At 63.9% G+C, this 26,763-nt stretch carries 23 protein-coding genes; 10 read left to right on the top strand and 13 right to left on the bottom strand.

The features are described 5' to 3' along the window. Nucleotides 1–8: 8 nt before the first annotated feature. Together NLM15_RS30570 and NLM15_RS30575 are read right to left on the bottom strand one after the other, a co-directional pair. Nucleotides 9–2,702: a bifunctional acetate--CoA ligase family protein/GNAT family N-acetyltransferase gene (locus NLM15_RS30570; protein WP_254121489.1), complete on the bottom strand. Its 2,694-nt coding sequence runs from the start codon at nucleotides 2,700–2,702 to the stop codon at nucleotides 9–11. Between the two features lie 69 nt (nucleotides 2,703–2,771). Next, nucleotides 2,772–3,611 carry a universal stress protein gene (locus NLM15_RS30575; RefSeq protein WP_254121490.1) on the bottom strand — a complete coding sequence of 280 codons (840 nt, stop codon included), beginning with the start codon at nucleotides 3,609–3,611 and terminating at the stop codon, nucleotides 2,772–2,774. A gap of 181 nt (nucleotides 3,612–3,792) precedes the next feature. Between NLM15_RS30575 and NLM15_RS30580 the strand changes: the two genes are divergently transcribed. The 3 genes from NLM15_RS30580 to NLM15_RS30590 all read left to right on the top strand — a co-directional run bounded on the left by NLM15_RS30580 (nucleotide 3,793) and on the right by NLM15_RS30590 (nucleotide 7,141). Beyond that, on the top strand, nucleotides 3,793–5,316 hold the full coding sequence (locus NLM15_RS30580) for a bifunctional aminoglycoside phosphotransferase/ATP-binding protein (protein WP_254124502.1): 1,524 nt from the start codon (nucleotides 3,793–3,795) through the stop codon (nucleotides 5,314–5,316). A 25-nt stretch (nucleotides 5,317–5,341) separates the two neighbouring features. Then, complete coding sequence (locus NLM15_RS30585) at nucleotides 5,342–6,316, top strand: CHAD domain-containing protein (protein WP_254121491.1); 975 nt, start codon at nucleotides 5,342–5,344, stop codon at nucleotides 6,314–6,316. 96 nt (nucleotides 6,317–6,412) lie between these two features. Next, nucleotides 6,413–7,141, top strand: a complete 729-nt coding sequence (locus tag NLM15_RS30590; protein WP_254121492.1) for a CBS domain-containing protein — start codon at nucleotides 6,413–6,415, stop codon at nucleotides 7,139–7,141. A gap of 13 nt (nucleotides 7,142–7,154) precedes the next feature. Here the strand turns inward: NLM15_RS30590 and NLM15_RS30595 are convergent, their stop codons facing one another. The 3 genes from NLM15_RS30595 to NLM15_RS30605 all read right to left on the bottom strand — a co-directional run bounded on the left by NLM15_RS30595 (nucleotide 7,155) and on the right by NLM15_RS30605 (nucleotide 9,995). Further along, the gene (locus NLM15_RS30595; RefSeq protein ID WP_375166883.1) at nucleotides 7,155–7,613 is read right to left on the bottom strand and encodes a RidA family protein; all 459 of its coding nucleotides are present in this window, start codon (nucleotides 7,611–7,613) and stop codon (nucleotides 7,155–7,157) included. Nucleotides 7,614–7,634: 21 nt separating this feature from the next. Then, entirely contained in the window at nucleotides 7,635–9,326 is a 1,692-nt protein-coding gene (locus NLM15_RS30600) for a benzoate-CoA ligase family protein (protein ID WP_254121494.1), read from the bottom strand. Between the two features lie 150 nt (nucleotides 9,327–9,476). Further along, on the bottom strand, nucleotides 9,477–9,995 hold the full coding sequence (locus NLM15_RS30605) for a MarR family winged helix-turn-helix transcriptional regulator (RefSeq protein ID WP_254121495.1): 519 nt from the start codon (nucleotides 9,993–9,995) through the stop codon (nucleotides 9,477–9,479). Between the two features lie 261 nt (nucleotides 9,996–10,256). Here NLM15_RS30605 and NLM15_RS30610 point away from each other — a divergent pair, with 261 nt between their 5' ends. Further along, a complete protein-coding gene (locus NLM15_RS30610) occupies nucleotides 10,257–11,432 on the top strand; it encodes an ABC transporter substrate-binding protein (protein ID WP_254121496.1) in 1,176 nt (391 codons plus the stop codon). Between the two features lie 27 nt (nucleotides 11,433–11,459). Next, on the top strand, nucleotides 11,460–11,915 hold the full coding sequence (locus tag NLM15_RS30615) for a cupin domain-containing protein (protein WP_254121497.1): 456 nt from the start codon (nucleotides 11,460–11,462) through the stop codon (nucleotides 11,913–11,915). Between the two features lie 2 nt (nucleotides 11,916–11,917). Here NLM15_RS30615 and NLM15_RS30620 read toward each other — a convergent pair whose 3' ends face one another. From NLM15_RS30620 to NLM15_RS30635, 4 genes are all read right to left on the bottom strand, one after another. Then, nucleotides 11,918–13,168 (bottom strand): flavin-dependent oxidoreductase, encoded by a 1,251-nt coding sequence (locus NLM15_RS30620; protein ID WP_254121498.1) that lies wholly within the window; start codon nucleotides 13,166–13,168, stop codon nucleotides 11,918–11,920. A gap of 52 nt (nucleotides 13,169–13,220) precedes the next feature. Further along, nucleotides 13,221–15,572 (bottom strand): bifunctional salicylyl-CoA 5-hydroxylase/oxidoreductase, encoded by a 2,352-nt coding sequence (locus NLM15_RS30625; protein WP_254121499.1) that lies wholly within the window; start codon nucleotides 15,570–15,572, stop codon nucleotides 13,221–13,223. A 98-nt stretch (nucleotides 15,573–15,670) separates the two neighbouring features. Next, entirely contained in the window at nucleotides 15,671–16,507 is an 837-nt protein-coding gene (locus tag NLM15_RS30630) for an enoyl-CoA hydratase family protein (protein WP_254121500.1), read from the bottom strand. A 43-nt stretch (nucleotides 16,508–16,550) separates the two neighbouring features. Beyond that, the gene (locus NLM15_RS30635; RefSeq protein WP_254121501.1) at nucleotides 16,551–17,312 is read right to left on the bottom strand and encodes an SDR family NAD(P)-dependent oxidoreductase; all 762 of its coding nucleotides are present in this window, start codon (nucleotides 17,310–17,312) and stop codon (nucleotides 16,551–16,553) included. Nucleotides 17,313–17,508: 196 nt separating this feature from the next. On the opposite strand from NLM15_RS30635, the gene NLM15_RS30640 reads away from it, so the two are divergent. The 5 genes from NLM15_RS30640 to NLM15_RS30660 are packed head-to-tail and all read left to right on the top strand — an operon-like array spanning nucleotide 17,509 to nucleotide 23,240. After that, nucleotides 17,509–18,324 carry an alpha/beta fold hydrolase gene (locus NLM15_RS30640; RefSeq protein ID WP_254121502.1) on the top strand — a complete coding sequence of 272 codons (816 nt, stop codon included), beginning with the start codon at nucleotides 17,509–17,511 and terminating at the stop codon, nucleotides 18,322–18,324. Nucleotides 18,325–18,331: 7 nt separating this feature from the next. Next, complete coding sequence (locus NLM15_RS30645) at nucleotides 18,332–19,621, top strand: acyl-CoA dehydrogenase family protein (protein ID WP_254121503.1); 1,290 nt, start codon at nucleotides 18,332–18,334, stop codon at nucleotides 19,619–19,621. A gap of 2 nt (nucleotides 19,622–19,623) precedes the next feature. Further along, complete coding sequence (locus tag NLM15_RS30650) at nucleotides 19,624–21,159, top strand: class I adenylate-forming enzyme family protein (protein WP_254121504.1); 1,536 nt, start codon at nucleotides 19,624–19,626, stop codon at nucleotides 21,157–21,159. Further along, nucleotides 21,156–22,244 (top strand): NAD/NADP-dependent octopine/nopaline dehydrogenase family protein, encoded by a 1,089-nt coding sequence (locus NLM15_RS30655; protein ID WP_254121505.1) that lies wholly within the window; start codon nucleotides 21,156–21,158, stop codon nucleotides 22,242–22,244. The genes NLM15_RS30650 and NLM15_RS30655 overlap by 4 nt, the downstream gene beginning before the upstream one ends. Nucleotides 22,245–22,247: 3 nt before the next feature. Next, nucleotides 22,248–23,240 (top strand): 3-hydroxybutyryl-CoA dehydrogenase, encoded by a 993-nt coding sequence (locus NLM15_RS30660; RefSeq protein WP_254121506.1) that lies wholly within the window; start codon nucleotides 22,248–22,250, stop codon nucleotides 23,238–23,240. On the opposite strand, the gene NLM15_RS30665 is transcribed toward NLM15_RS30660, so the two are convergent. Genes NLM15_RS30665 through NLM15_RS30680 form a run of 4 tightly spaced genes read right to left on the bottom strand, consistent with a single transcriptional unit; the run spans nucleotide 23,237 to nucleotide 26,713 of the window. Continuing rightward, on the bottom strand, nucleotides 23,237–24,283 hold the full coding sequence (locus NLM15_RS30665; protein WP_254121507.1) for a peptidase M29: 1,047 nt from the start codon (nucleotides 24,281–24,283) through the stop codon (nucleotides 23,237–23,239). The genes NLM15_RS30660 and NLM15_RS30665 overlap by 4 nt on opposite strands. A gap of 38 nt (nucleotides 24,284–24,321) precedes the next feature. Beyond that, complete coding sequence (locus NLM15_RS30670) at nucleotides 24,322–25,089, bottom strand: ABC transporter permease (protein WP_254121508.1); 768 nt, start codon at nucleotides 25,087–25,089, stop codon at nucleotides 24,322–24,324. Further along, nucleotides 25,086–25,871 (bottom strand): ABC transporter permease, encoded by a 786-nt coding sequence (locus tag NLM15_RS30675; protein ID WP_254121509.1) that lies wholly within the window; start codon nucleotides 25,869–25,871, stop codon nucleotides 25,086–25,088. Before NLM15_RS30675 ends, NLM15_RS30670 begins: the two co-directional genes overlap by 4 nt. After that, nucleotides 25,868–26,713 carry an ABC transporter ATP-binding protein gene (locus NLM15_RS30680; RefSeq protein ID WP_254121510.1) on the bottom strand — a complete coding sequence of 282 codons (846 nt, stop codon included), beginning with the start codon at nucleotides 26,711–26,713 and terminating at the stop codon, nucleotides 25,868–25,870. Before NLM15_RS30680 ends, NLM15_RS30675 begins: the two co-directional genes overlap by 4 nt. Nucleotides 26,714–26,763 lie beyond the last annotated feature (50 nt).

Consider the following 26,763-nt stretch of genomic DNA (forward strand, 5'->3'; position numbering starts at 1 on the left):
CCGAACGCTCAGAGCTTGAGCCGGACGTCGCAGATGTCAGGCTCGGTCGGGTCCGGCTTCACTTCGAAACCAAGCTGCCGGCACATCTCGAGCATCACGGTGTTCTCCTGGAGCACGTCGCCCGAGATGGCCTTCAACCCTTCCGATCTCGCGTAGTCGATGATCAGCTGCATCAGGGTCCATCCGAGCCCCCTGCCCTTGAGGTCCGACCGCAGCAGGATCGCGTATTCGCCGCTCTCATAGACCGAGTCCGAATGGAGCCGGACCACACCGACCATCTCGTTGGTGGCTTCGTCGAATGCGATGAAGGCCATCGCGCGCGCATAGTCGAGCTGCGTCAGGCGCGCGATGAACTCGTGGGTGAACTCCTTCATCGGCGCGAAGAAGCGCAGGCGGAGGTCGTGCGCCGTGACGTGACGCAGGAATTCGTGGATGGTCGGCTCGTCTTCCGGGCGCAAGGGTCGTACGAAGATGCGCCAATCGTCCTTGAGCGCCAGGCGACGCTCCCATTGCGACGGATAGGCCCGGACGGCGAAATTGGCCGGGCCGGAGCCAGCGAATTTCCGCAGCGGCGGCCCCACTGCGACGCGGGCGTCGACCGCGGTCACGCCGGTCTCGTCCGCAAGCAGCGGGTTGATGTCGAATTCACGGATCTCGGGAATATCGGCGGCCATCTGGGCGAGCTTGACCAGCACCATTGCGACGGCATCCTGCGCGACCGCGGGTACGTCCCGATAGGCATTCAGCAGCCGTGATACACGCGTGCGGCCGATCAGGTCGCGGGCGAGTTGCAGATCGAGCGGCGGCAGCGCCAGTGCCTTGTCGTTGATGATCTCGACCGCCGTCCCGCCCCGGCCGAAGACGACGACAGTGCCAAAGGTGGGATCGTCGGCAAGACCCAGGATCAGCTCGCGCGCCTTCGCCTTGACGACCATCGCCTGCACAATAACGCCCTCAATGCGGGCTTCGGGACGGAGCTTCCTCGCACGTGCGAGAATGTCGGTGGCAGCCGTGCGTACGGCCTCGGGCGTGGTCAGATTGAGGACGACGCCGCCGACGTCCGACTTGTGGACGATGTCGCGCGACATGATCTTCAGCACGACTGTGGCGCCTTGCGCGAACATCTCGCCGGCGCAGGCGACTGCTTGCTCGACATCATTAGCAGCACGGGTCGGCACCATCGCGATGTCATAGGCCCCGAGCAAGTGCTTGATCTCGACGGGATCGAGCCATTTGCGACCGTCCGCGATCGCTGCGGCGACGATCTGCCTGGCAGCCCGGGCGTCAGGCACGAATGTATCGGGCATCGCGGGAGGAACCTGGCTCAACTCCTCCACGACTTCGCGGTGGCGAACCAGATGCATGAAACCGCGCACCGCATCGCCTTCGGTCGGGTAGTTCGGAATGCCGGCGCCGGAGAGCGCCTGAATGATGTCCTGATCGGCTCCGACCCAGACGGCCAATACGGGCTTTGCCCATCGGCCGTGCTGCTTACGGTATTTGCCGACGAGTTCCGTTACGGTTGCCGCGATGTCGGCAGCCGGGGCGATCGCGGTCTGCACGTTGAGGACCAGAACTGCGTCATTATCAGGATCCGCGAGCAGCACCTTCAGCGCCGCCGCGTAGCGCGATGCATCGGCATCACCGACGATGTCGACGGGATTTGCCCCGGACCAGGTCGGCGGCAGCACTGCATCGAGGTTCTTGCGCGCCTCGGCCGAGATGGACGCCGGAATGCCGCCAAGCTCCACCAACCGATCCACAGCCAGGACGCCGATGCCGCCGCCATTGGTGAGGATGGCGAGACGCTTTCCTGTCGGCGATTCGACGCGACCGAGCGTCTCGGCGCAATCGAACAGCTCGCCCAGATCGGAGACCCGCAGGACGCCCGCGCGGCGGAACGCGGCGTCGTAGACGGCGTCGGCGCCGGCGAGCGCGCCCGTATGCGTTGCGGCGGCCATGGCACCCTGCGCCATGCGGCCGGACTTCACCACGACGACGGGCTTCACGCGCGCCGCGGCCCGTGCCGCCGACATGAACTTGCGTGCGTCCTTGATGGCCTCGATATAGAGCAGGATCGCGCGGGTCTTGTGATCCATCGCGAAATGGTCGAGCAGGTCGGCAATATCGACGTCGATCTGATCGCCGATCGTGACGATGCCGGAGAACCCGACGCCGCGCTGTGCGGCCCAATCCACCATTCCGGCCGCGATCGCGCCCGACTGCGAAATGAGCGCGAGGTTGCCCGCCCCCGGCATGTGCGCGGCAAAGCTGGCATTGAGGCTGACACCGGGCATCATGATGCCGAGGCAATTCGGCCCGATCAGCCGCATGCCGTATTTGCGTGCCGCAGCGATTGCGGCCTCGTGCAGGGATCCCGGTCCATGACCGAGGCCCGCCGAAACGATCAGCGCGCCGGCCGAGCCGCGACGTCCGGCCTGGTCAATAATGCCGGGAACCTCTCGCGCCGGCGCGGTGATGACCACGAGCTCGGGCACGAAGTCCAGCCTGTCCAGGCTCTTCACCGCAGCGAGGCCGCCGACCTCGGCATGGCGTAGATTGACGAGGCCGAACCGCCCCTTGAATTCGGCCTTGCGAATGTTCTCGAGAACGGCGCGTCCGACGGAGAGTGGGCGGGCGCTCGCGCCGACGAGCGCAACCGAATGCGGCGACAACAGATTCTTCAAGCGATAGGTTGACATGACAACAAATGCGCCCGGTCGGTGGCGGTTCCGAAGGTTGACGATCAGGCCGATAAATCGGCAATGCGCCTAGTGCGAGATCATAACCCAGCACGGTGGCTGGCCAATGATGGTCTTTGTCACACCACCCCAGACGATCTCGTTCAGGCGCGAATGATGGTAGGCGCCCATCACCATCGCATCCATAGCATGGGAATTCGCCCAACTTCCGAGCACCTTACCGGTCGAGCTGCCGCCGCCTTTCACGGTCTCGAACGAGGCGTAGACCCCGTGTTCCCGCAGATGGTCGACGAGCGCGGTTCCCGATTTCATGATCGCATCGGTCTTGTCGTCCGCCACCGTGACCACCCGGACGGATGCCGCAGCCTGAAGAATGGGCAGCGCGTCGCCGACCGCCCGCGCGGCACGGGCGGAATGGTCCCAGGCGATCATGACGTTCTCGAACTCACCTCGCAGCTCGTCCGCACGCTGTTCCGGACACAGCAGCAGCGGCCGGCCGGATTCAAACAGGAATGTCTCGATGATGTGCTCCGTTCGACTGTCGTGCGGCTTCACGGGGATCAGCGTGAGATCGCTGAAGCGCGCCTGCTCGGCCAGGATCGACGCCATCTGGTCCGCCGGCACCTTGCCCGAACGGCTTTGGGCCCGAATGTTGGCGCGGGATGCCGCGTGGGTGAAGGCGTTGAGGAGTTGCTGCATGTCGCCCACGTCGCGCGCGCCCGCAGCCTCGGCGGATTCCAGATCAGTCGGGAGCACGACCGCCGGACGAACGAAAACCTCGTCTTCCAGCGCGAGCGCGGTGATCCTGGCGCCGAGGTCGGCGGCGACAGCCACGCATTTCTCGATCGCCACGAGGGCCGGTCCGCGCGGCTGGCCGACAAGCGGCAGAAAGACATCCTTGATGGGCATCGGAATTCTCCTTGCCGGTCAGGATAGGCCGCCTTTTGTCGGAACGCTTGATCCTGCTCAAGGCGGGAAAACATCACGCAGCCGACGACAGACCTTGACGGAAGTCAAGGACTCGCCCCGATCCGACTCTAAAGGTTAGCCTGTTGCCTCACCGCCGAAGCATCTGGATATGCTCGCAGAGATGACGGACGATTCTGCCACCCAGGAACGGGTCTTCCAAGCTCTGAGCGTGCGTCCCGGCGTGAAGCGAATCGACACGCACGCGGCGTCGGTGCTTCTCGACGGGCGCCGCGCGCTGAAGATCAAGCGGACCGTCAAGTTTCCATTCCTCGACTATTCGACCCTCGAAAGGCGCAAGGCGGCCTGCGAGGAGGAGATCAGGATCAACCGACCGCTCGCGCCGCAGATCTATCACCGCGTCGTGGCGATCACGGAGGAGCCGGATGGATCGATCAAGATCGACGGCCGCGGCCGGCCGGTCGAGTATGCAGTCGACATGTCCCGCTTCGACGAAGACCAAACGCTGGACCATCTGGCAAAGGCCGGCCCGATGGACGTGGAGCTGGCCCAGGCCGTCGCAGATGCAATCGCAGCGTCGCATGCGAGAGCGATGGTCGCGGATGGCGCTGCGTGGATGACGTCCGTTCCCGCTCTGATCGATGGCAACACCAATGGCCTGCGCGTCGGTGGCCATTTCGAAGCGGCAGAGGTCGATCAGCTTGGCGAAGCCTCACACCAGGCATTCCTGCGCGTCCGTGCGACGCTCGTGGAGCGCGCCCACAAAGGCTTCGTGCGCCGCTGCCACGGCGATCTGCATCTTGCCAACATCGTTCTGGTCGACCGGCAGCCCGTCCTGTTCGATGCGATCGAATTCGACGCGCAGATGGCGACCGTGGACGTGCTCTACGATCTTGCGTTCACGCTGATGGACCTGCTGCGCCACGACCAGTCGGTCGCGGCCAATACCGTCCTGAACCAGTATCTGATGTCGGCGGCCGACGAGACGCTCGACGCCCTGGCGGCGCTGCCATTGTTCATGTCCATTCGCGCGGCGATCCGTGCGCAGGTGGCGCTGGCGCGGCTGGAGCGGCCCGATGCCGACGGCCCTGCGGTTCTCGACGAGGCGCGCCGCTATTTCGGCCTCGCCCGGGCGTTGATCCATCCCCCCGCTCCCCGCCTGATCGCGGTCGGTGGACTGTCGGGCACCGGGAAATCCGTGCTCGCCCGCGCGCTGGCGGCCGCTGTGCTGCCGCAACCGGGCGCCGTCGTGCTGCGCAGCGACATCATTCGCAAGCAGTTGTTTCAGGTGGGGCATACCGAGCGGCTGCCGTCGTCCACGTACCGCCCCGAGGTCACAGCACAGGTGTACGACATGCTCGTGCAGCGCGCCCGGCGGGTGCTGGCGCAAGGCCATTCCGCCGTCGTCGACGCCGTCTTTGCGCGCGAATTCGAACGGGACCAATTGGCCGCCCTGGCTCGCGCGTGCGGCGTGCCACTCAGCGGACTTTTCCTCGTCGCGGATCTCGCGACCCGGCAGGCGCGAATCGGAAGCCGCCGGGGAGACGCATCCGACGCCACGCAAGAGGTTGCCGCGCAGCAAGAGCACTATAATATCGGCCATGTCGGTTGGGCGACCATCGATGCATCCGGGACACCAGAGCAGACGCTCCAGCGCTGCCGGGACGCGATCGCTGAGGGCAAGTAAGGCAATCTGATTGGCGCGGGCAAGGATGGCGCGACCCACCACGAGTTCGACGGCGACCGCGCGCGCCAAGCCTGCGGCGCGGCGGAGTGCCCTGCCCGGCCGCCTCAGCCCCGGCATGGCCTGCGACACCGCATTCCGGATCATTGCCCGCCGTCATCTCGATGCCGTCCTCACCCAGCATGACGGCACATGCCGCGGTGATCCCGAGGCGCTGCATCAGATCCGGATCGCACTGACGCATCTGCGCACCGCCATCCGCTTCTTCTCGCCGATGGTCGATGACGGGCTGCGGCCGCAGGTCTGGACCGAGCTGAAATGGCTGAACAGCCAGCTCGGCATGGTCAGGGACCTCGACGTCGCGATCGACCGCGTCATCGCCGACAGCGGCGGCGAGCTTGACGTGATCGCGGAGCTTCAGCACTGGGACGAGAAGCGCGCCGAGAGCCATCGCCTGCTGACGCGCGCCCTGCAATCCGCGCGCTATCGCCGCCTGGTCGAGCAGACCTCCAGCTGGATCGAGAGCGGTCCCTGGTCGACCAGGCGCACCAAGGAAGCCATCAGGCTGCGCCGCTGCTCGCTCGCCGACCACGCGACGGCGCGGCTGACAGAGTGGGAAAAGACACTGCTCAAGAAGGCCCGGAAGCTCAACAAGCTCGACGTCGAGAAACGACACAAGCTACGGCTTCTCAACAAGCGGATGACCTATTCGGTCGAGTCGCTTCAGGACCTGTTCGCCGACGAATCGCTGACGAAGCAGAAGTCGATCCTCAAGCAATTGCGCAAGGCGCAGAAATCCCTCGGACAATTGAACGACGATGCGCGCGGGCAAACGCTGGCAGCGTCATTGAACGAGGCCGTTCCCGGAGCGGGCATTCGCTTCCTCAACCGCAAGCGGGAAAAGAAGCTGTTGCGGACCGCCTCGGAAGCCTACCGGAAACTGGCCAAGGCCAAGCCGTTCCGTTCCTCCGACCTCGCGCCGAATGCAGAGCCCGAGGATTAGGTGCGGGCCAACCCGGCTTGACCTGGGTCAAATCACCTTCCTGCCGGTGATCTAAGCTCCACACATCGATATCAGTGTGAACTTGCGGAGCCCACCATGCGCGCCCACCAGATCATGACCCGGTCGGTTATCTCGGTGACCCCCGACACCAGCATCGTCGAAGCCGCAAACATCATGCTGAACCGGCATATCAGCGGCCTCACGGTGGTCGACGATGCCGGCAAGCTGGTCGGCGTGGTCTCGGAAGGCGACTTCATCCGCCGCAGCGAAATCGGCACCGGGCGCAAGCGCGGCCGCTGGCTGCGGTTCATTCTCGGCCCCGGTACATCCGCCAGCGACTTCGTGCACGAACATGGTCGCAAGGTCGCGGAAGTGATGACTGTCTCGCCCGTGACCATCACCGAGGATACGGCGCTTGCAGAGATCGTCGATCTCATGGAGCGGAACAACGTGAAGCGCCTGCCGGTGGTGCGCGGCGACAAAGTCGTCGGCATCGTCTCCCGCACCAATCTGTTGCAGGCCGTCGCGGGCCTCGCCCGCGAGGTGCCGGATCCGACGGCCGATGACGATCACATTCGCAGCCGCATCATCGACACCATGGAGAAGAACGACTGGTGCCCGTTCGGGCTGAATGTCATCGTTCGCGACGGCATCGTTCATCTCAGCGGCGTCATCACCGAGGAACGTGCACGGCAAGCCGCCGTCGTCGCGGCGGAGAACATCGAGGGCGTCAAGAAGGTGCACGACCATCTGTGCTGGGTCGACACCATGACCGGGGTCTATCTCAACTCGCCCGAGGACGACGATCTCGCCAAGGCCAGCTGAGGCCCAAAACGGCTCAGCGGGGAATGACAGCGGTGGCTTCGATCTCGACTCGCGCCGCCTTCTCGACGAGGCGGACGACCTGCACCAGCGCCATCGCGGGATAGTGCGCACCGAAGATGGCACGGTAGACCTTGCCGAGCTCCTTCAGGTTCGCCAGGTACTCGTCCATATCGACGACATACCAGGTCAGGCGCACGAGATGCTCGGGCCGCGCGCCGGCCTCCGCGAGAATCTCGGCGATATTGCTTAGGGTCTGCCGCACCTGCGCGACAAAGCCGTCAGCAAGACGCTCCTCGGCATCCCAGCCGATCACGCCGCCGGTGACGACGATACGTCCCTCGGCGGCCATGCCGTTGGCATAGCCTTTCGGCACCGGCCAGCCGGACGGCTGGAGCACCTGCACCCTGGAGCCGGTTTCGCCCTCGGCTGCTGTTGGCAGCACCGCGAGGTGCGGGCCTTTCGGCGTCGTCACGGACAATTCTCCATCCTTCTCTCACTCCGCCGCGACGCCAGAGGACGTCGCTGCCGCCTGCGCCAATTGCCGCAGGGCAAATCGCTTCAACTTGCCGGTCTCGGTCTTCGGCAGCTGCGTCACGAACTCGATCGCGCGCGGATATTTGTACGGCGCAATCTCGCGTTTGACATGCTCCTGCAACTCGGCTGCGAGCTGAGCGTCCGGCGTCACACCGGGTGCGACGATGACATAAGCCTTCACGATCATGCCACGCGCCTCGTCCGGCGCACCGACGACGCCGCACTCGGCCACGGATGGATGCGTGAGCAGCGCCGCCTCCACATCCGTGCCCGCGATGTTGTACCCGGCCGAGACGATCATGTCATCGGAACGCGACTGGTACCAGAAGTAGCCGTCGCTATCCATCAGATAGGTATCGCCGGTGATATTCCAGCCGTTCTGGACATATTTGCGCTGCCGCTCGTCGGCGAGATAGCGGCAGCCGGTCGGCCCGCGCACGGCGAGCCGCCCCATCGTGCCCGGCGGCAGGTCATTGCCGTCGTCATCGACGATCTTTGCCTCATAGCCCGGTACGGGCTTGCCCGTCGCACCGGGGCGAATCTCGTCTTCGGTCGCACTGATGAAGATGTGCAGCAGCTCGGTCGAGCCGATGCCGTCCATCAGCTTGATGCCGGTGGCCTTGAGCCAGGCGTCGAATGTGGGCTTGGGCAACGTCTCGCCGGCTGAGACGCATTTGCGCAGTGAGGAGATGTCGCGGCCGGCAAGTTTGCCGATCATCGCGCGGTAGGCCGTCGGCGCCGTAAAGCAGACCGTCGTCTTGTACTGCTCGATCGCCGACAGCATGTCGTCCGGTGTCGTCTTCTCCAGCACGACGAAAGACGCGCCGATATGCATCGGAAACAGCACGCCGCCGAAGCCGAAGGTGAAGGCGAGCGGCGCCGAACCGACGAAGCGATCTTTCTGCTCCGCTCTCAAGATATTGTGCGCATAGCCGTCGCAGACCGCCAGCATATCACGATGGAAATGCATGGTGCCCTTGGGGTCACCCGTCGTGCCCGACGTGAAGGCGATCAGGCAGACGTCATCGGAGGCGGTATCGACCGCCTTGAACTCCGGGCTCGCATCCGCAATCAACGCCTCGAGCGAGTCGCCTGCGCCATTGCCCCAATAGACCACGTGCTTGAGATCGGGTGCCGCCGCTTTCGCTTTCTGCATCTCCTCCGAGAGTTTTCCATCGCAGAGCGCGAGCGTGATCTCCGCCTTCTGGATCGGATAAGCCAGCTCCTTGGCGCGCAGCAGAGGCATGGTCGCCACCACGATGCCGCCGGCCTTGATTACCGCCAGGTAAGTCGCGACCATCATCGGATTGTTGGCAGAGCGCAGCAGCACGCGTGCGCCGGTGACGAGGCCAAGCTTGCGAACCAGCACGTTGGCGATGCGGTTCACGAGCGCTTGTAACTCGCGATAGCTGTAGCTGACGGCGGGGCTGATGACGCAGGGCGCGTCGCCGTGGCCCTGCTCGATCCAGCGGTCGAGAAAATAGCCGACGCAATTCAATCGCGGCGGATAGTGCAGCTCCGGCCGGGTGAAAGTGAATTCGGGCCAAAGCTCTCGCGGCGGCAGATGCTGCCGCGCGAATGTATCGACGTGGGCCGTCGCGGCGTTGCCGTCATGCGAGCCCGACACTTGAACCTTCGCGGCGTTGGCCATCGCACGCTCCTTTCAGCATGGAAAGCACCCGGCAGCACTATCTGGGAAACATTTTAGGCTTAAAACAATTTGGCGCAATAGCGGATTTTGGGCATCCCATGCATTTTCCTGCGGCAAGGTGGGACTGGCCGGCGTGTCCCGCTGGCGGATCTACGGCCGGCGGCGACCGGCCGATTTCTGCGCCGAAGCCTTGGTCTTGGCGAGAAGGCGCATCAATTCGCGGACATCCTTCGGGGTCAGGTCGGCGAACAGATCGGCAATCCAGGTCTCGTGCTCCGCAGCCATCCTGCGGAACTCGGCGCGGCCCAGCTTCGTGAGGCGGATCACCTGGACGCGGCGGTCCGTCTCCGAGGTGCGGCGGTCGAGATGACCCGACTCCACGAGGCGCTCGACGAGGCCGGTGACGTTGCCGTTGGACACCATCATGCGCTTGGAGACGTCTGACAGCGTCATGCCGTCGGGCGCCTTGTCGAGCTGCGCCATCAGGTCGAACCGGGGCAGCGTGACGTCGAAGCGCTGCCGCAGGCGGCCGCGGACTTCGCCCTCGATCAGGGTCGTGCAGGTGAGCAGACGCAACCACAGCCGAAGCTCTTCGGCATGGTCCTCCGGCGTCTCGACGGCCTTGGTCTCGGAATCGAGCATCTCGATGCAATCACTCACGGCCGGCATTGGCGCCGGCTCGGATTCCCCAACGTTTTGAGCTTCAAATAAATCGGCCCCGGCCGCAAGCCAAAAGCTGCAACAATCGACCGCACCAGAGTTTCTTTAGGCTTCAAATAATTGGCGCGCCGCTTGCATGCGCCTCTGCCCGCAGGATGGCGACGCCTCGCGCGTGCTTGAGCTTGCTTGCCGCGGCCGCCATCATCAGCATAAGCTTGGATTGGAGTACGCGGCTTGCGGCGCAAGCCCGATCGTCACGGGGGACACATCATGAAGACGCAAATGACCTTGGCCGCAGCCGCCGTGCTGCTCGGCACCGCGGTGAGCCCTTCCCTCGCCCAGGAGAAGATCAAGCTGGGAGTGGTCGTGACCCTGTCGGGCCCCGCCGCCGCGCTCGGCCAGCAGGTCCGCGACGGCTTTGCGCTCGCAGTGAAGGACCTCGGCGGCAAGATGGGCGGGCGCGATGTCGAGGTGATCGTCGCCGACGACGAATTGAAGCCGGACGCAGCGGTCACGAAGGTCAAGGGCCTCCTGGAGCGCGACAAGGTCGACTTCGTGGTCGGCCCGATCTTCTCCAACATCCTCCAGGCGATCCACCGCCCCGTGACGGAGTCCAAGACGTTCCTGATCAGCCCCAACGCAGGCCCGTCGACGTTCGCCGGCAAGGACTGCAACCCGTTCTTCTATGTGACGTCCTATCAGAACGACCAGGTCCATGAGATCCTCGGCAAGGTCGCGCAGGATCGTGGCTACAAGCGCATGTACCTGATGGTGCCGAACTATCAGGCCGGCAAGGATTCGGTGGCGGGTTTCAAGCTCGACTACAAGGGCGAGATCGTCGAGGAATCCTACATGCCGCTGAACACGCTGGACTTCCAGCCGGAGCTTTCCAAGATCTCGTCGCAGAAGCCCGATGCACTGTTCACGTTCATGCCGGGTGGCCTCGGCGTCAATCTCGTCAAGCAATACCGGCAAGCCGGCCTTGCCGACACAATTCCGGTGCTCTCGGCTTTCACGGTGGATGAATCGACGCTGCCGGCGCAGCAGGATGCGGCCGTCGGCATGTTCGGCGGCGCGAACTGGGCGCCCAATCTCGACAATCCCCAGAACAAGAAATTCGTCGCGGCCTATGAGGCCGCCTATAACGTCGTGCCCGGCACCTACGCTTTCCAGGCCTATGACGCCGCGATGCTGATCGACAGCGCGGTCAAGGCCGCGAAAGGCGATCTCTCGAACAAGGATGCAGTCGGGGCTGCGCTGAAGAAGGCCGACTTCACCTCGCTGCGCGGCGCCTTCAAGTTCAACACCAACGGTTATCCGATCCAGGATTTTTACCTGACCAAGGTCGCCAAGCGTGCGGACGGCAAGTTCCAGACCGAGATCGTTCAGAAGGTCTTCGAGAATTATGGCGACCGCTATGCCAAGGACTGCAAGGCGGCAAACTAGGCCGCATCGCGTTACGGGAGGACTGCAATGAAGAGCGAAATCACCGGCATCACGCGTGCCAATGAGGGGATCCAGGGCATCTCCTGGAACATCCTCGGCCAGACCTATGTGCCGAAGAGCAATACCGAGCACAGCTTCTCCTGGCACGCGACATTGCCGCCGGGCACGTTCGTGCCGCCGCACATCCATCCCGATCAGGATGAGTATCTCTACATGCTCGAAGGCAAGCTCGACTTCGTGCTCGGCAATTCGGAGTCGCAGGCGACCGCGGGCGATCTGATCCGCCTCGGCATGGGCGTGCCGCACGGCATCTTCAACAAGTCGGAGCAGACCGCAAAGGTGCTGTTCTGGGTCTCGCCGACCAAAAAACTGTTCGACCTGTTCTGGGGCCTTCACAACATGAAGGAACAAAAGCCCGAGGATGTGGTGGCGATGGCCGCCGAGTTCAACATCCACTTCCTGCCGCCGCCACCCGGCGGCTAGCTTTAAGCGCGCACCGCCGCAAGTCCCGGCACCGCGGCGAAGCCGGCCTTGGTAGCATAGCCGCGCACGATCGCCTCGCGCTGGGAATAGCTCAGCACGTTGTCGACATTGTCGAAACCATCGGGCGCGAGCTGCTCGACCGCGTCGATGACGCCTTCGGGGCCGCCGCGCCGGTTGGAGCGGACGATGTCGGCGGTCATGGGCAGGCGCTTCTTCTCGTATTCGAGCAGCGCCTGGCGGGGATGCTCGGCGCGCACCAGCGCATCGGCAATGCAGCGCGCGTCGAGGATGGCCTGAGATGCACCGTTCGAGCCTACCGGATACATCGGATGCGCGGCGTCGCCGAGCAGCGTGACGCGCCCAGACGACCAATAGGGCAAGGGATCGCGGTCGCAGGTTGGATATTCGTAGAATTCGGGCGTTGCCGAGATCAGGCTCCTCACGTCGATATAGGGCACGGAGAAGCGTGCGACGTGCGGCATCAGTTCCTCGCGCCGGCCGGGCCGCGACCAATCCTCTTTCCGCGGCGGCGGGGCATTGCCCTCGCCGACCTTCACCAGCACTGCCCAGTTGGTGAGGCGGCTCGCGGGGCTCGATCCTTCCGCGATCGGATAGATCACCACCTTGGCATTGAGGCCACCGGCCACGATCATCGACTTGCCGGTGAGGAACAGCGGCCAATCGCGCGCACCGCGCCATAGCATCAGGCCGTTCCAGCACGGCGGTCCCTCGTTCGGGAACAGCGTGTCGCGAACGCGTGAATGGATGCCGTCAGCGCCGATCAGGATATCGCCGCGCGCAGTATGGATGTGCACACCCGTGCGGTCGAAGAAATAGGCGGTGACACCGCCCTCGTCCTGCGTGAAAGCGCCGAGCCGGCAGCCGGTGTGGATTGCTGCGGGGCCGAGCCGCTCCTCGACAGCGCGATGGATGACGCCCTGAAGCCGACCCCGGTGGATCGAGAATTGCGGCACATCGTGGCCGGCGTCGATGCCGCGGGCTTCGCGCCAGACCTCCTGACCGTGGCGATTGAGGTAATAGAGCTGGTCGGTGCGGATCGCGACGTCGTCGAGTTTCTGAAGCAGACCGAGGCCGGCGAGTTCGCGCATCGCATGCGGCAACGTGTTGATGCCGACGCCGAGCTCGCGGATTGTATCGGCCTGCTCGAAGATCTCGCAGTCCAGGCCGCGCGAGCGCAGCATCAATGCCGTGGTGAGACCACCGATACCGCCACCGACGATAATCGCCTTCATCGCCCTTACTCCACTCAATACCTAGGCAACGGGGTTAACGTCGCACGGGCGATCACTCCGCCGCAAGCGGCTTTGTCGCCTCCGCCTTGAGCTCGGCCCGGGTCTTGGGCTTAGCCTTAATTCTCAGCTCCTCGAGATCCTGCCTGTCGCGCACGCTGTTGCGGAAAATCTGATCTTTTCCGGGGAGGTATTGCGGCGGACAGAACGCATCGTTTGCCCCGTACCAGGCCGCCGCCCTCATGGTAAAGAAGGGATCCACCAGATGCGGCCGGCCAAGCGCGACGAGATCCGCCCGGCCGGCCGCCAAAATGGTGTTGGCCTGGTCCGCGGTCGTGATGTTGCCGACGCACATGGTGGCGACACGCGCCTCGTTACGGACCTGGTCGGAAAACGGCGTCTGGAACATGCGGCCGTAGACCGGCTGCGCATCACGCACGGTCTGCCCGGTCGAGACGTCGACGAGATCGACGCCAGCCTCGGCAAAGGCGCGCGCAATCGCAACCGCATCGTCGCCGGTGATGCCGCCGTCCGCCCAGTCGGTCGCGGAAATACGCACCGACATCGGCTTGTGCGACGGCCACACCGCCCGCAGCGCTTCGAAGATTTCGAGCGGAAAGCGCAGGCGGTTTTCGAGTGAGCCGCCATAGTCGTCCGTGCGGGTGTTCGTCAGCGGGGAGATGAAGCTCGCGAGCAGATAGCCATGGGCGCAGTGCAATTCGAGCATGTCGAAGCCACAGCGCTCGCCGCGCTCGGCAGCTGCGACGAAGGCGTCCCTCACCGCGTTCATGCCGGCACGGTCGAGCTCGTGCGGGACCTGGCTGTCCGGAAAATAAGGCAGCGGCGATGCCGAGAACACCTCCCAGCCGCCCTCGTCCAGGGGACGGTCCATGCCGTCCCACATCAGCTTGGTGGCGCCCTTGCGGCCGGCGTGGCCCAGCTGCAGGCAGATTCTTGTGGCCGAATTGCCGTGGACGAAATCCACGATGCGCCGCCAAGCCACCTCCTGCTCATCGTTCCACAGGCCGGCGCAGCCAGGCGTGATCCGGGCGTCTCGGCTGACGCAGGTCATCTCGGTGAAGATCAGGCCGGCACCACCGATCGCCCGCGAACCGTAATGCACCAGGTGGAAATCGGTCGGGACTCCCTCCTTCGCCGAATACATGCACATCGGCGACACCACAGCCCGGTTGGCGATCTCCATCTCGCGCAGGCGGAATGGCTGGAACAGCGGCACGATCGGCTTTTCTGTGTCGACGTCGAAGCCGCTGTCGCGAACCTGCCTGGCAAACGACTTCTCGACCTCAGCCACGAAATCCGGAGCGCGGAGCTTCAGGTTGTCATAGGTGATCGCCTTCGACCTCGTCATAACGCCGAAGGCGAATTGCACGGGATCGAAATCCCAGAAGCGGTCGACGTGCTCGAACCAGACCAGCGAAACGTCGGCGGCGTGCTGGGTCTTCTCGACCTCCTCGCGGCGGCCGTGCTCATAGACTTCCAGCGCTGCCTTGATGCTGGGCGCCCTCTCCATTGCATCGGCGAGTGCGATCGCGTCTTCCATCGCGAGCTTGGTGCCGGAGCCGATCGAGAAATGTGCGCTCGCCTTGGCGTCTCCGAGCAGCACCATGTTGTCCTTGACCCAACGCTTGCTGCGGACCATCGGGAAGTTGCGCCACATCGAACGGTTGGTGAGCAGCTTGTGCCCGTCGAGGAACCAGCCAAAAATCTCTGCCATCCGCGCCGCGGACTGGGTCTCGTTCAGCCCTGCCAGCCCTGCCCGCTCGAACGTCTCCGGATCGGTCTCGAAAATCCAGGTCGAGTGCCCGGCTTCATACTGATAGGCGTGGGCAATGAACGGACCCCACTCAGTCTCCTGAAAGATGAATGTGAAGGCGTCGAGTGGCCTGGTCGATCCCATCCAGGCGAACTTGTTGGAGCGGAGGTCCACCTCCGGCTGGAAGTGCTCGACATATTTTTCGCGGAAGCGGCTGTTGATGCCGTCGGCGAGCAGAACGAGATCGGCGTCGGCGAAGCGGGACTCGTCGTCGATGTCCACCTCGAAATGCAGGACGACGCCGAGCTCCCTCGCCCGCTCCTGGAGGATCATGAGCAGTTTCTGCCGCGAGCAGCCGCAAAAGCCGTTGCCGCCGACCCGATGCACCGTGCCGCGGAAGTGTACGGCGATATCGTCCCAGTAAGCGAACTCCTGGGTGATGCGGCGGTAACTCGGAAGATCATGCTTCTCAAAATTGTCCAGCGTGGCGTCGGAGAACACCACGCCGAAGCCGAACGTGTCGTCGGCCCGGTTGCGCTCGTATACGGCGATGTCGGCGCTCGGCCGCTGCTTCTTGAGCAGAATGGCTGCGTAGAGACCCGCAGGTCCGCCACCGATGATCGCGACTTTCATGGGAGCCTCGCCAAATGACCCGGCGGAAATTATTTTAACCCTAAAATAATTCCGCGCAAGTCCCCGTTGCTGACCTCCCGCAGGAAAGGCTTGGCGGCTCAATCCCCCCTGAAGACCGGCTTGACCTTGTTGGCGAAAGCTTCAAAGGCCCGTTCGAAATCGGCGGTCGTCATGCACAGGGCCTGGGCAACGGCTTCCGCCTCGATTGCCTCTTCCACTGACATCGCCCACTCCATCGCCAGCATCCGCTTGGTCATGGTGTTGCCGAAGGTCGGTCCTTCCGCGACCTGCTTGGCCAGCAATTGTGCCTGGGGCAGTACCTGCTCGGGCGTGACGATGCGGCTGAAGAAGCCCCAGCGCTCGCCCTCCTCCGCGGTCATGAACCGGCCGGTAAACAGCAGCTCGGAGGCGCGGGACTGTCCGATGATCCGCGGCAGGATCGCGCAGGCGCCCATGTCGCAGCCACCAAGACCAACCTTGTTGAACAGGAACGCGACCTTGGCGCCGCTCGCTGCGAGGCGCATGTCCGATGCCATCGCGATGATCGCGCCGGCACCGGCGCAGATGCCCTCGACCGCGGCCACGATCGGCTGCGGGCAGGCCCGCATCGCCTTGACGAGGTCACCTGTCATCCGCGTGAAAGCCGTCAGCCCCTTGGTGTCCATCTTCACGAGCGGGCCGATGATCTCGAACACGTCGCCGCCGGACGAGAAATTACCCCCGGCGCCGGTGACGACGATGGCCTTCACCGCATCGTCGAAAGCGCAGGCGCGGAAGAAATCCGTCAGTTCCCGATAGCTTTCGAAGGTCAGCGGATTCTTCCGCTCGGGACGATTGAGCGTCACGTTGGCAACACCGTCGACAACAGCTAGCAGAAAGTGCTGCGGCGAATAGTCCGCGAGCGGCACCGTCACAGGATTGGCTGGTCTGCTCATGCGATCTCCTTAAGCTCCTTGTTACGCACCTGCGCCATGCACGTTAGATCTCACCGCCCGCAACCGCGATCGCCTGTCCTGTGATCGCGCCAGCGCCCTCGCCGCACAGCCAAAGCACGGCGTCTGCCACCTCTTGAGGCGTGATCAGCCGTCCCTGCGGATTGTGCTTCGCGAGCTCGGCGATCGCCTGGTCGCGGCTCCTGCCGGTCTTCTTCATGATGTTCTCGATGCTGCCGGCGACGAGATCGGTATCGGTGAAACCAGGACAGACCGCGTTCACGGTCACGTTGCTTCCGGCTATCTCCAGCGCAAGCGAACGGACGAGACCAACCACGGCGTGCTTGGCAGCCGTGTAGGCGCTGACATAAGCATAGCCCTTGAGCCCGGCCGTCGATGCAATTGCGACAATGCGACCATAGGGGCGATCCTTCATCCCCGGCAGAACGGCGCTGATGGCATGGACCACGCCCATGAAGTTGACGTCCATCATGCGCGCGAACATTGCACTGTCGGATTTCGCAAACGGCGCGGATTCAGCGCTGCCCGCGTTGGCGACCAGGATATCGATCGGCTGTCGCGCGCTCGCTTGCGCGATGGCGGCTTTCAACGACGCCTCGTCCGAGACATCGGCAACGGCCACGAAGTGCGCGGCGCCTGCCCCGACCGCCTCTTCGAGAGCGGCGGCGTTCCGGCCGAGCACCGTTACGGTCGCACCTGCCCCGACAAGAGAGGCCGCGATCGCGCGACCGATGCCGCGACCGCCACCGGTCACCAGCGCGTGCGGCGAGTGCGGCAATCCGGACATGCGTTGGCTCCCTGGGATCTGCTGATCGTTCCCTCGATATATTTTAACCTTCAAGTTTTTGCAACGAAAGTGCCGATCAACGCCGCGAATGCTATCGCGCGAGAGGCCGGCCCGAAAATTGCTTTAAGTATAAAATTATCGCTTCCCATCCCCCACAGGCCTGTTAGCATCGCCGGGCCAAGCAGAAGGATGTCGCGTGTCGCAGCCTGCGCCAATGATAACAAAAGACGGCCGCTTCGCCTATGAAGCCGCGGGCGATCCGGACGCGACGCCCCTTATTTTCCTGCATGGCATTGGCGGCGCGGCACGGGCCTGGCGACAGCAGCTTGCCAGATTCGGCACCCAATTCCGCGCGATTGCATGGGACATGCCGGGCTACGGCGGATCGGCGCCGCTCGCCAACGTCAGCATCGCGACCCTGGCCGATGCGCTTCAGCAATTCATCGAGCAGCTTGGGGCGACCGGGCCAGTTCTCGTCGGCCATTCAATCGGCGGCATGATCGTCCAGAAATGGCTGACGCAATCACCGAAGCTGGCGCGTGCGGTCGTCCTTGCGCAGACCAGCCCGGCCTTCGGCAAGGCCGACGGCGACTGGCAGAAATCGTTCATCGCGGCGCGGCTTGGGCCGCTCGATCGCGGCGAGACGATGAAGTCGCTGGCTCCCTCCCTGGTGAAGGAGCTTGTCGGCGACGATCCTGATCCGAAGGGAATGGAGCTTGCGCGCGAGTGCATGGGCAGCGTACCCGAGGCAAGTTATCGCGCCGTGATGCTGGCCTTGATCGGCTTCGATCAGCGCAGCTCACTCAAGGACATTACCATCCCGACGCTGTTGCTGTCCGGCTCCAAGGACAACAATGCGCCTGCGCCTATGATGGCGAAGACAGCAACATTCATTCCCTCGGCCGAATATGTCGAGCTACCCGGCGTCGGCCATCTCGCCAACCTAGAGCGCCCCGATGCCTTCGATGAGGCCGTCGGCCGGTTCCTGAACTCCCTCGCAAATGTAGGGTGACTGCGCAATGATCATGCAAGTCAGCAAGAACATCGGCGCAACCGACAAGGTCGCGCTCGATGCTCCGATCTTCGATCCCGTCGCATTCCGCCTGAGCGACGAGCAGGCCGGCATCATCGCGCGCGCCCGCGAGATCGGCCAGAGCGTGTTCGCAGGTCGCGCCGCGACTTACGATCGCGAGGCCATCTTCCCGACCGAGAATTATCGCGACCTGCATCGCGTCGGCCTGCTCGGCATCGCGGTTCCCAAGAAGCATGGCGGGCTCGGCGCGAACTATCAGACTTACGCACTGGCGGCAGCCGAAATCGGCCGCTATTGCGGCGCGACTGCCCTCACCTGGAACATGCACGTCTGCTCGACCCTGTGGTCAGGTCCGCTTGCCGACGATCTCGACATGGACGCGGAGACCCGCGCCGAGCACGAACGGCGGCGCGCGGTTCATTACAAGCGCATCGTCGAGGACGGCGCGATCTATTCGCAGCCGTTCTCCGAGGGCGGCGCTGCGGCCGCAGGCGGCGTCGCCTTCGGCACGGAAGCAAAGCGCGTGGAAGGCGGCTGGATCGTCAACGGGAAAAAAATCTTTGCATCCCTTTCCGGTCACGCCGACTATTACGGCGTGCTCTGTACCGAGATCGAGGAAGGCGAGAAGGCCTCGCGCCGCAATACCCTTTATCTCGCTATCTCCGCCAAGTCGCAGGGCGTCTCGGTCGTCGGCGACTGGGATCCGCTCGGCATGCGCGGGACCGTCTCGCGGACGCTGCTGTTCAAGGACGTGTTCGTACCGGAGGATTCTGCGCTGATGCCGCGTGGCGTCTACTTCCAGGCCGCGATGCGCTGGCCACACATGTTCCTGACGCTGTCGCCAACCTATATGGGGCTGGCGCAAGCCGCCTATGATTTCACCGTGCGCTATCTTCGCGGCGAGGTGCCGGGCATGCCGCCGGTCAAGCGCCGGATGTACCCGACCAAGCAGATCGCGGTGGCGCAGATGCAGATCAAGCTTGAGCAGATCAAAGCGGTCTGGTTCCAGGCCGTCACCGAGGCCCGCGCCAATCCAAGCAAGGAACAGGTGCTGCGCGCCTACGCCGCGCAATATTCGGTGATGGAGGGCGCCAATGAGCTCGCGGCGCTCGCGATCCGCACTTGCGGCGGCCAAGCCATGCTCCGTTCGCTGCCGCTGGAACGGATCTATCGCGACAGCCGCTGCGGCTCGCTGATGCTGCCCTGGACCGCCGAGCTTTGCCTCGACCGCATCGGTCGCGAGGCGCTGTACGAGGCCGGCGAGACGGATGACTGACGGTGGACCTCTGTAGTCTGATCGATCGCAACGCGGCGTTTGCGCCAGACAAGACGGCCATTGCCTTCGAAGGAACACGGTTGAGCTACGCGGCGTTTGCCGCCCGTATCGAGCAGACCGCCACAGCATTGAAGCGGGAGCTCGGAGTCGGTCGGGGCGACCGCGTCGCGATCCTGAGCCTGAACCGGCCGGACTACCTCGTTCTGCTCTATGCCTGCGCGCGGCTCGGCGCGATGCTGGTGCCGCTGAACTGGCGGCTGGCCGTCGCCGAGCAACTGTTCATTCTTACCGATGCTGGCGCCAAGGTCCTGGTGCTAGAGCAGGCGTTTGAAGGAGTTCTTCCCGAGCTGGCGCAGACAGTGCCGGGAACCGCTGTCGTCGGCCTCGACTTCGAGCCGCCGCACGGCACGACATTCGAGAACCTGCTGACTCGCCGCGAAGGCAGCGGCCGGAACCCGCACACCGATCTCTCCTGCCCCCTCCTCATCGTCTACACCTCAGGAACGACCGGACGGCCCAAAGGCGCCGTGCTGCGGCAGGACGCTTTGTTCTGGAACGGCGTCATGAGCCAGCACATGCACAATATGACGTCCGACGATCACGTATTGACGGTGCTGCCGTTCTTCCATGTCGGCGGCCTCAACATCCAAACCACACCTGCTCTCCAGCTTGGCGCGACCGTCACGATCCATGCTCGCTTTGCGCCGGATACGGCACTCGCGGCCATCGAACGGGAACGGCCGACACTGACGGTGATGGTGCCGGCCATCATCCAGGCTGTCAGCGAGCATCCCGACTGGGCCACGACCGATCTTTCGTCGCTCAAGGCCGTCGCGACCGGATCGACAATCGTGCCGCCGCATCTGATCGACCGCTTCGAGGCGCGCAATGTTCCGGTGCTTCAGGTTTATGGTTCCACGGAAACCTGCCCCATCGCTGTCTACACCCGACTTGGCGGCGATCTTTCGCGCGCGGGATCGACTGGACTTGCCGGCTTGTGCTGCGAAGCGCAGGTGATCGATCAACTAGGCAACGAGGTGCCTGCGGGCACGCCGGGCGAGATCACGGTGCGCGGGCCCAACGTCTTCTTCGAATATTGGGGCAATGCGGACGCGACGCGCGACGCCTTACGCGATGGCTGGTATCGCACCGGCGATATCGGCCTGTCCGACGCTGACGGCTATTTCTGGATTCGCGACCGCAAGAAGAACATGATCATTTCCGGCGGCGAGAATATCTACCCGTCAGAGGTCGAACGCGTCCTGCTCGAGCATCCCGATGTCAGCGAATGCGCCGTGATCGGCCGGCCGGACCCGCGCTGGGACGAGGTGCCGATCGCCTATGTTATCGCGCGTTCCGGGTGCCGGCCCGAAGCCGATGAGCTGAGGGCGCATCTTCAGGCGCAGCTCGCGCGATTTAAGGTCCCGCGCGATATCGTCTTCGTCACCGATCTGCCGCGCACTGCCCTGGGCAAGGTCCAGCATTTCCTGCTGAAGCAAGCTGATGCGCAGTCACGCGCGCAAGGAGAAACATCTTGAAGATCGCAGTTCTGGGAGGGGGAAACGGCTCTTTCGCGGCCGCCGGCGATTTTGCGCTGTCGGGACATGAGGTCCGACTCTGGCGCCGCGATGCGGAGCGAGTTGCGGCACATCGCGCCGCCGGCTGGCACATCCTGGTGAAGGACCATAACGGCCCTCATGACGTGAAGCTCGCGCTGGTCACGACCGACATCGCCGAAGCCGTCAACGGCACAGAGCTGATCCTGTGCCCTGCCCCTGCCTTCGCACAGCCGGACATTGCTCGACTGCTCGCCCCGCATTTGCGGGATGGACAAGTCGTATTTCTGCCGCCAGCGACATTCGGCTCGATGATCTTTGCCCAGGCTGCGAGGGATGCTGGCAACCATGCGAAAGCGAGTTTTGCCGAAACCGGGACACTACCATGGCTCACCCGCAAGCACGGTCCGTTCGAGGTCGCGATCACCATCCGCGCCAAGCGACTGCCGGTCGGCGTGTTCCCGCTCGACCAGGAAGCGCATGCGCTCGCGGTGATCGGGCACGCTTTCCCCGATGTGATCGAGCCCTGTGGAGACGCGCTGTCCGGCGCACTGATGAATGCAGGCCCGATCATCCATCCGCCGCTGATCGTGATGAATGCTGGCCCCATCGAGCATTTCGAAAAGTGGGACATCCACAAGGAGGGCACACAGGCCGCAATCCGGCGGGTGACGGACGCGCTCGACGCCGAGCGGATCGCCGTGCGCGAGGCGCTCGGTTATAGCGCGCCCCACTACCCGCTCGCTCACCATTACGCCAAGGACGGCGAGATCTGGATGTATGGCCGCGGCTCGCATGACCGCCTGACCGATTCCGGCGACTGGCGCGAGCGGATCGTGCTGACCGAGCACCGTTACATGCGCGAAGATCTGCGGCTTGGGCTGTCGCTACTGGCCTCCGTCGCCGGCTTGGCGGGCGTGGCGACGCCGCTGGCCAAAGCATTTCTGGCCATTGGCGGCGCGATCTGCGGTGAGGATTTTGCAAAGAGCGGCCGAACGCTCGATACGCTGGGGCTTGGCAATCTCGGCAAGGCCGAACTGCAGACGCTTCTTCGCACGGGATTTTGACCGATGACCAGCCGCACCAATATTGCCTGTCTCGGGGCCGGCCGCATGGGGCGCGGCATCGCCGTCGCGTTCGCCTACGCCGGGCATACGGTCACGATGATCGACATCAAGGCGCGTTCCGCAGAGGACTTCGCGAAGCTGGAAGGGGACGCGCTCGGCGAAGTCAGGAAGACCTTTGCGAGCCTGTCGAAGCTGGGGCTGCTGACCGAGGCAGATGTTGACCCGCTCATCGCACGGGTCTCGGTGGTTCCGGCCAATCAGAGCGGCGCAACGCTATCCGAAGCCGGAATGGTCTTCGAGGGCGTTCCCGAAGTCGTCGAGCTCAAGCGCGAGGTGCTGGGAGCGGCTTCAAAGCAAGTCGGCCCCGATACGATCATCGCATCGACGACGTCCACAATTCTCGTCGACGATCTCTCCGGCGTGATCGCGAACCCTCGCCGCTTCCTCAACGTGCACTGGCTCAACCCGGCCTATCTGATCCCGCTGGTCGAGGTTTCACCCGGCAAAGCCACCGACCCCGCCATCATCGACGAGGTGAAGGCGCTGCTTGAAGGCATCGGCAAAGTGCCGGTGGTCTGCGCGGCGACGCCAGGGTTCATTGTCCCGCGTATCCAGGCGCTGGCGATGAACGAGGCCGCACGCATGGTCGAGGAAGGTGTTGCCAGCGCGGAGGAGATCGACAAGGCGATCCGCTACGGCTTCGGCTTCCGCTACGCCGTGCTCGGGCTGCTCGAGTTCATCGACTGGGGTGGCGGCGACATCTTGTACTACGCCAGCCGATATCTCGAAGGCGCACTTGGCAGCGACCGCTATCGCGCGCCGGACGTCATTTCCCGCAATATGCACGAAGGCCGGATCGGCCTGCGCACTGGCGCAGGCTTCCTCGATTATTCAGGCATGGACGTCGACGCCTATCGCGCGAAGCGGCTTCAGGCCATGGTCGACCTGCTTCGGCACTTCGACCTGGCTCGCCCGCCTGTGCTCGATCGCAACTAGCCAAAGACCTCCTGAAGCACGCCTTCCCGCACCACCGCCACGCCATCGAGCTCGATGGTCGTTCCCATCATCGGCAAATCAAAGTGGCCCGCCGTATAGCGGCCCGCGAATTCGTTCGCGCCGGTCGAGAACAGGAAATTGCCGGAGACAGCACGGATCTCCGTGCCGTTGGTGTCACGCTGGTCGTACATTGACAGCGCTTCGTAGCGCGCGCCCGGGTTCATGCCGAAACCGACATGTGAGACCGCATAGGCCTCGCGATCGCCCCAAGCGGCGAGATAGGCGCGCATCATCGCAGCATCCGTGCCCTCGCCTTCCAGCTCGACGACGTAATCGTCCTTCAAGGTCATCTTCACCGGCGACGTCAGGTAGCGCTTGAAGGTCAGGTTGATGTCACCGGGCGCCATTACGAGCGTGCCGTTGATCGTCCCGCTCTTGGGGAAGCTGACGACGATGCCGCCCGGCCAGTGCGCCAGCGTGCCCGGCTTGTCGGTCCATCCCCAGACGCCGACCGTGGACGCACCGACCATATCCACGTCGAGCGCCGTGCCCGCCTTCGAGGTAACCCGCATCCGCTTGGTTCCACGCAGCATCTTGGCGGCTGCGCGGACACGCTTCTCCAGCGCAGGATCCGGCACCATGCGCTCCAGCGCCTCGGGATGTTCGTTGGAGATCACCAGGATCCGCGCGCCGGCCTTCAGGATCTCGGGCGTCTCCACGGCGTGCATCAGGCCCTCAATGGTGCAGTCCACGACAAAACCGGCCTGCTGAAGGGCGGTGATGACCGGGCCAAGCTTTTGGATCGCCTCGCTCGCTCCTGTCGAGCGAACCGGCACGATATTCCGGTTACGCGGCGTCGGCATCACAACATGAAACGGCCTCGCACCCATCCGCAACAGCGCGAGCTCCGCCAGATGCACGTTCAACGCGCGCGATTGGGTTTCCGAGAGGATCGCCGCGGTATCGCCAGCCTTGACGGCGCAGCGCTCAAAGATCTCGCAAAATGCGTCGATCCATTTTGCCTCGATGCGGTCAGCCAGCATGGTTCACTCCCGGTCTTCTGGTTTCTTGTCCAGTCAGATCACGCTTCAGGAAATCCCCGCAAGAGATACGATCGCACGGCGCCCAACAAGCCATTCAGGATCAACCCGAGCAGCGAGATCGTGATCAGCGGCACGAACATGTCAACCGCCTGAAACGTTCGCGCAGCCGTGACGAGCATATGGCCAAGTCCGTCCGTCGACGTGATCATCTCGGCCAGAAACACCACGATGCAGGAAATGACAAGCCCGATCCGGCAACCGGTCAGGATCGAGGGCATTGCCGCCGGCAACACCACCTTGAACAGGATTTCATAGCGCGGCGTTCCCGCCGCCATGGCCGACCAGATCAGCTTCTGCTCGACGGTCGATGCGCCGTAGTAGGTGGACAGCAGAATGGGAAAGAGAGCGTCCGCCGCCACCAGCGTGATCTTCGACCCATGACCGAAACCGAGCAACAGCAGAAGTGCCGGATAGAGCGCGACCTTGGGCAACGGCGCCAACACCCGGACGATCGGTCGAACCACCGCGTTGATCGTCGGATTGGCCGCAGCGGCGATGCCGATGCTCACGCCGAGCACGACCGCGATCGCAAAACCCGCAAACAGCCGGATCAGGGTCGCCGCGATCTCCTGCTGGAACGTCCACGTCACAAGCTGCTGGAGCAGCCGGCTGAAGACATATCCCGGCGGCGGCAGCAAGACCGCAGGCGCGAAGCCGAATGATACGAGGCCTTGCCACAGCGCGATCACCAGCACGATCGGCGCGAGCCCGAGGACGACGTTTGCCGAGAGAAGGCGCGATGTCATGAGAAGCTCAGCGGCATGTCGAACTGAGGCTCGGACCAGCGCACCAGCCGCGCGCGGACCCGTTCGAAGATCGCATCCAGGAAAATTCCCATCGCGCCAACGATGATGATCATCGCGAAGACCGTGTCGTACTGCCCCATGTCGAGCGCATTGAAGAGGATATTGCCTGCGCCGGACTGGCGGGCAATCATCTCGCTGGTGATCATCGTGATCAGCGCGAGCACGAGTCCAGTTCGGCACCCGGTCAGGATCTCCGGCAGCGCCACCGGCAGCACGATCCGCACCAGCCCTTGCACCGGCGAAAGTCCCATGGCCGCCCCCGACCACAGCATCTTCTCTTCGACCGCCTTGGCACCCTCGAAGCTATGATAGATCACAGGCAAGCTGACGCCGAGGAAGATCACCAGCGTCTTCGTAATATCGCCGACGCCCAGCCACAGCATGATGATCGGCATCAGTGCCGCCTTCGGCACCGGGTAGATTACCATCAGGAGCGGATTGAAGAAGGCTGCGACCGCCCGGCTGCGCCCCATCAAGAGACCGAGTGGAATCGACACCAGCACGGCGATGCCGAATCCGATCGCCATGCGGCGGAGCGAGGCGAGAATGTTGATCAGGGATTCCTTGTCGCCAAGGATGTCCGGGATCGCTCGGATCGCCTCGATCGCCGTCGGGAAACTATCGTTCTTCAGCGCCAGCGAACTGACCTGCCACGCCGCCAGCAATCCGATGCAGGCGAGCACCGGGGCAGCGCGTCTCATCACGACGGCCAATGAAATCATGGGGTAGACCCGGCTTGGTCGCTCTCGTCGAACATGCGCTCGATGTCGACGACGTATTTCTGATAGCGCGGGTCGAGCAGCAGCTCATTGCGACGGCGCGGCCGCGGAAGGTCGATGTCGATCACCTGCCGGATACGGCCGGGCGATTTCGACATCATCACCACCTTGTCCGACAGGAAGACGGCCTCGTCGACCGAATGGGTCACGAACAGCACCGTCTTACGGTCGCGCTCCCAGATATTCAGGAGATCGTTCTGCAGACGCGTCCGGGTGTGAGCATCGAGCGCACCGAACGGCTCGTCCATCAGCAGGACCTCGGGATGGTAGGCGAGCGTGCGAGCCAGAGCGACGCGCTGCTTCATGCCGCCGGACAGTTCCTTCGGATAGAAATTCTCATAGCCCTTGAGGCCGACCATCTCGATCAGAGCCCGGCTTTGCGTCTCTGCATCGGTGGCGCGCACACCCTGCTGGCGCGGACCGTACATGACGTTGCCCAGCACAGTCTTCCACGGAAACAGCGCGAACTCCTGAAACACCGGACCGCGGTCCGGCCCGGGCCCCGTGATCGCCTGCCCCTTGATCTTTGCCGCGCCGCTGGTCGGGCTGACGAAACCGCCGACGATGTAGAGCAGCGTAGACTTGCCGCAGCCAGACGGACCGAGGATGGAAACGAAGGCTCCCTCGTCGATCGTCAGCGAGATGTCCGACAGCGCCAAATGATCCTTCCGCGCCGAGGTCTGAAAAACCTGCGAGACGCGGTCGATCTCGATGATCGCAGAAGCCGGCTTTGGTGACGTCACCGGTTTCACCCATTCGCTCGATCTCGAAGGCGCTACCTTCATCTCGTCTCTCGCCTCACCCGCACGCCCCTCGCGCAACCGATCAGCTGATC

Origin of the sequence: Bradyrhizobium sp. CCGB20, from assembly GCF_024199855.1 — a bacterium.
In the GTDB taxonomy this organism is placed as follows: Bacteria; Pseudomonadota; Alphaproteobacteria; order Rhizobiales; family Xanthobacteraceae; genus Bradyrhizobium.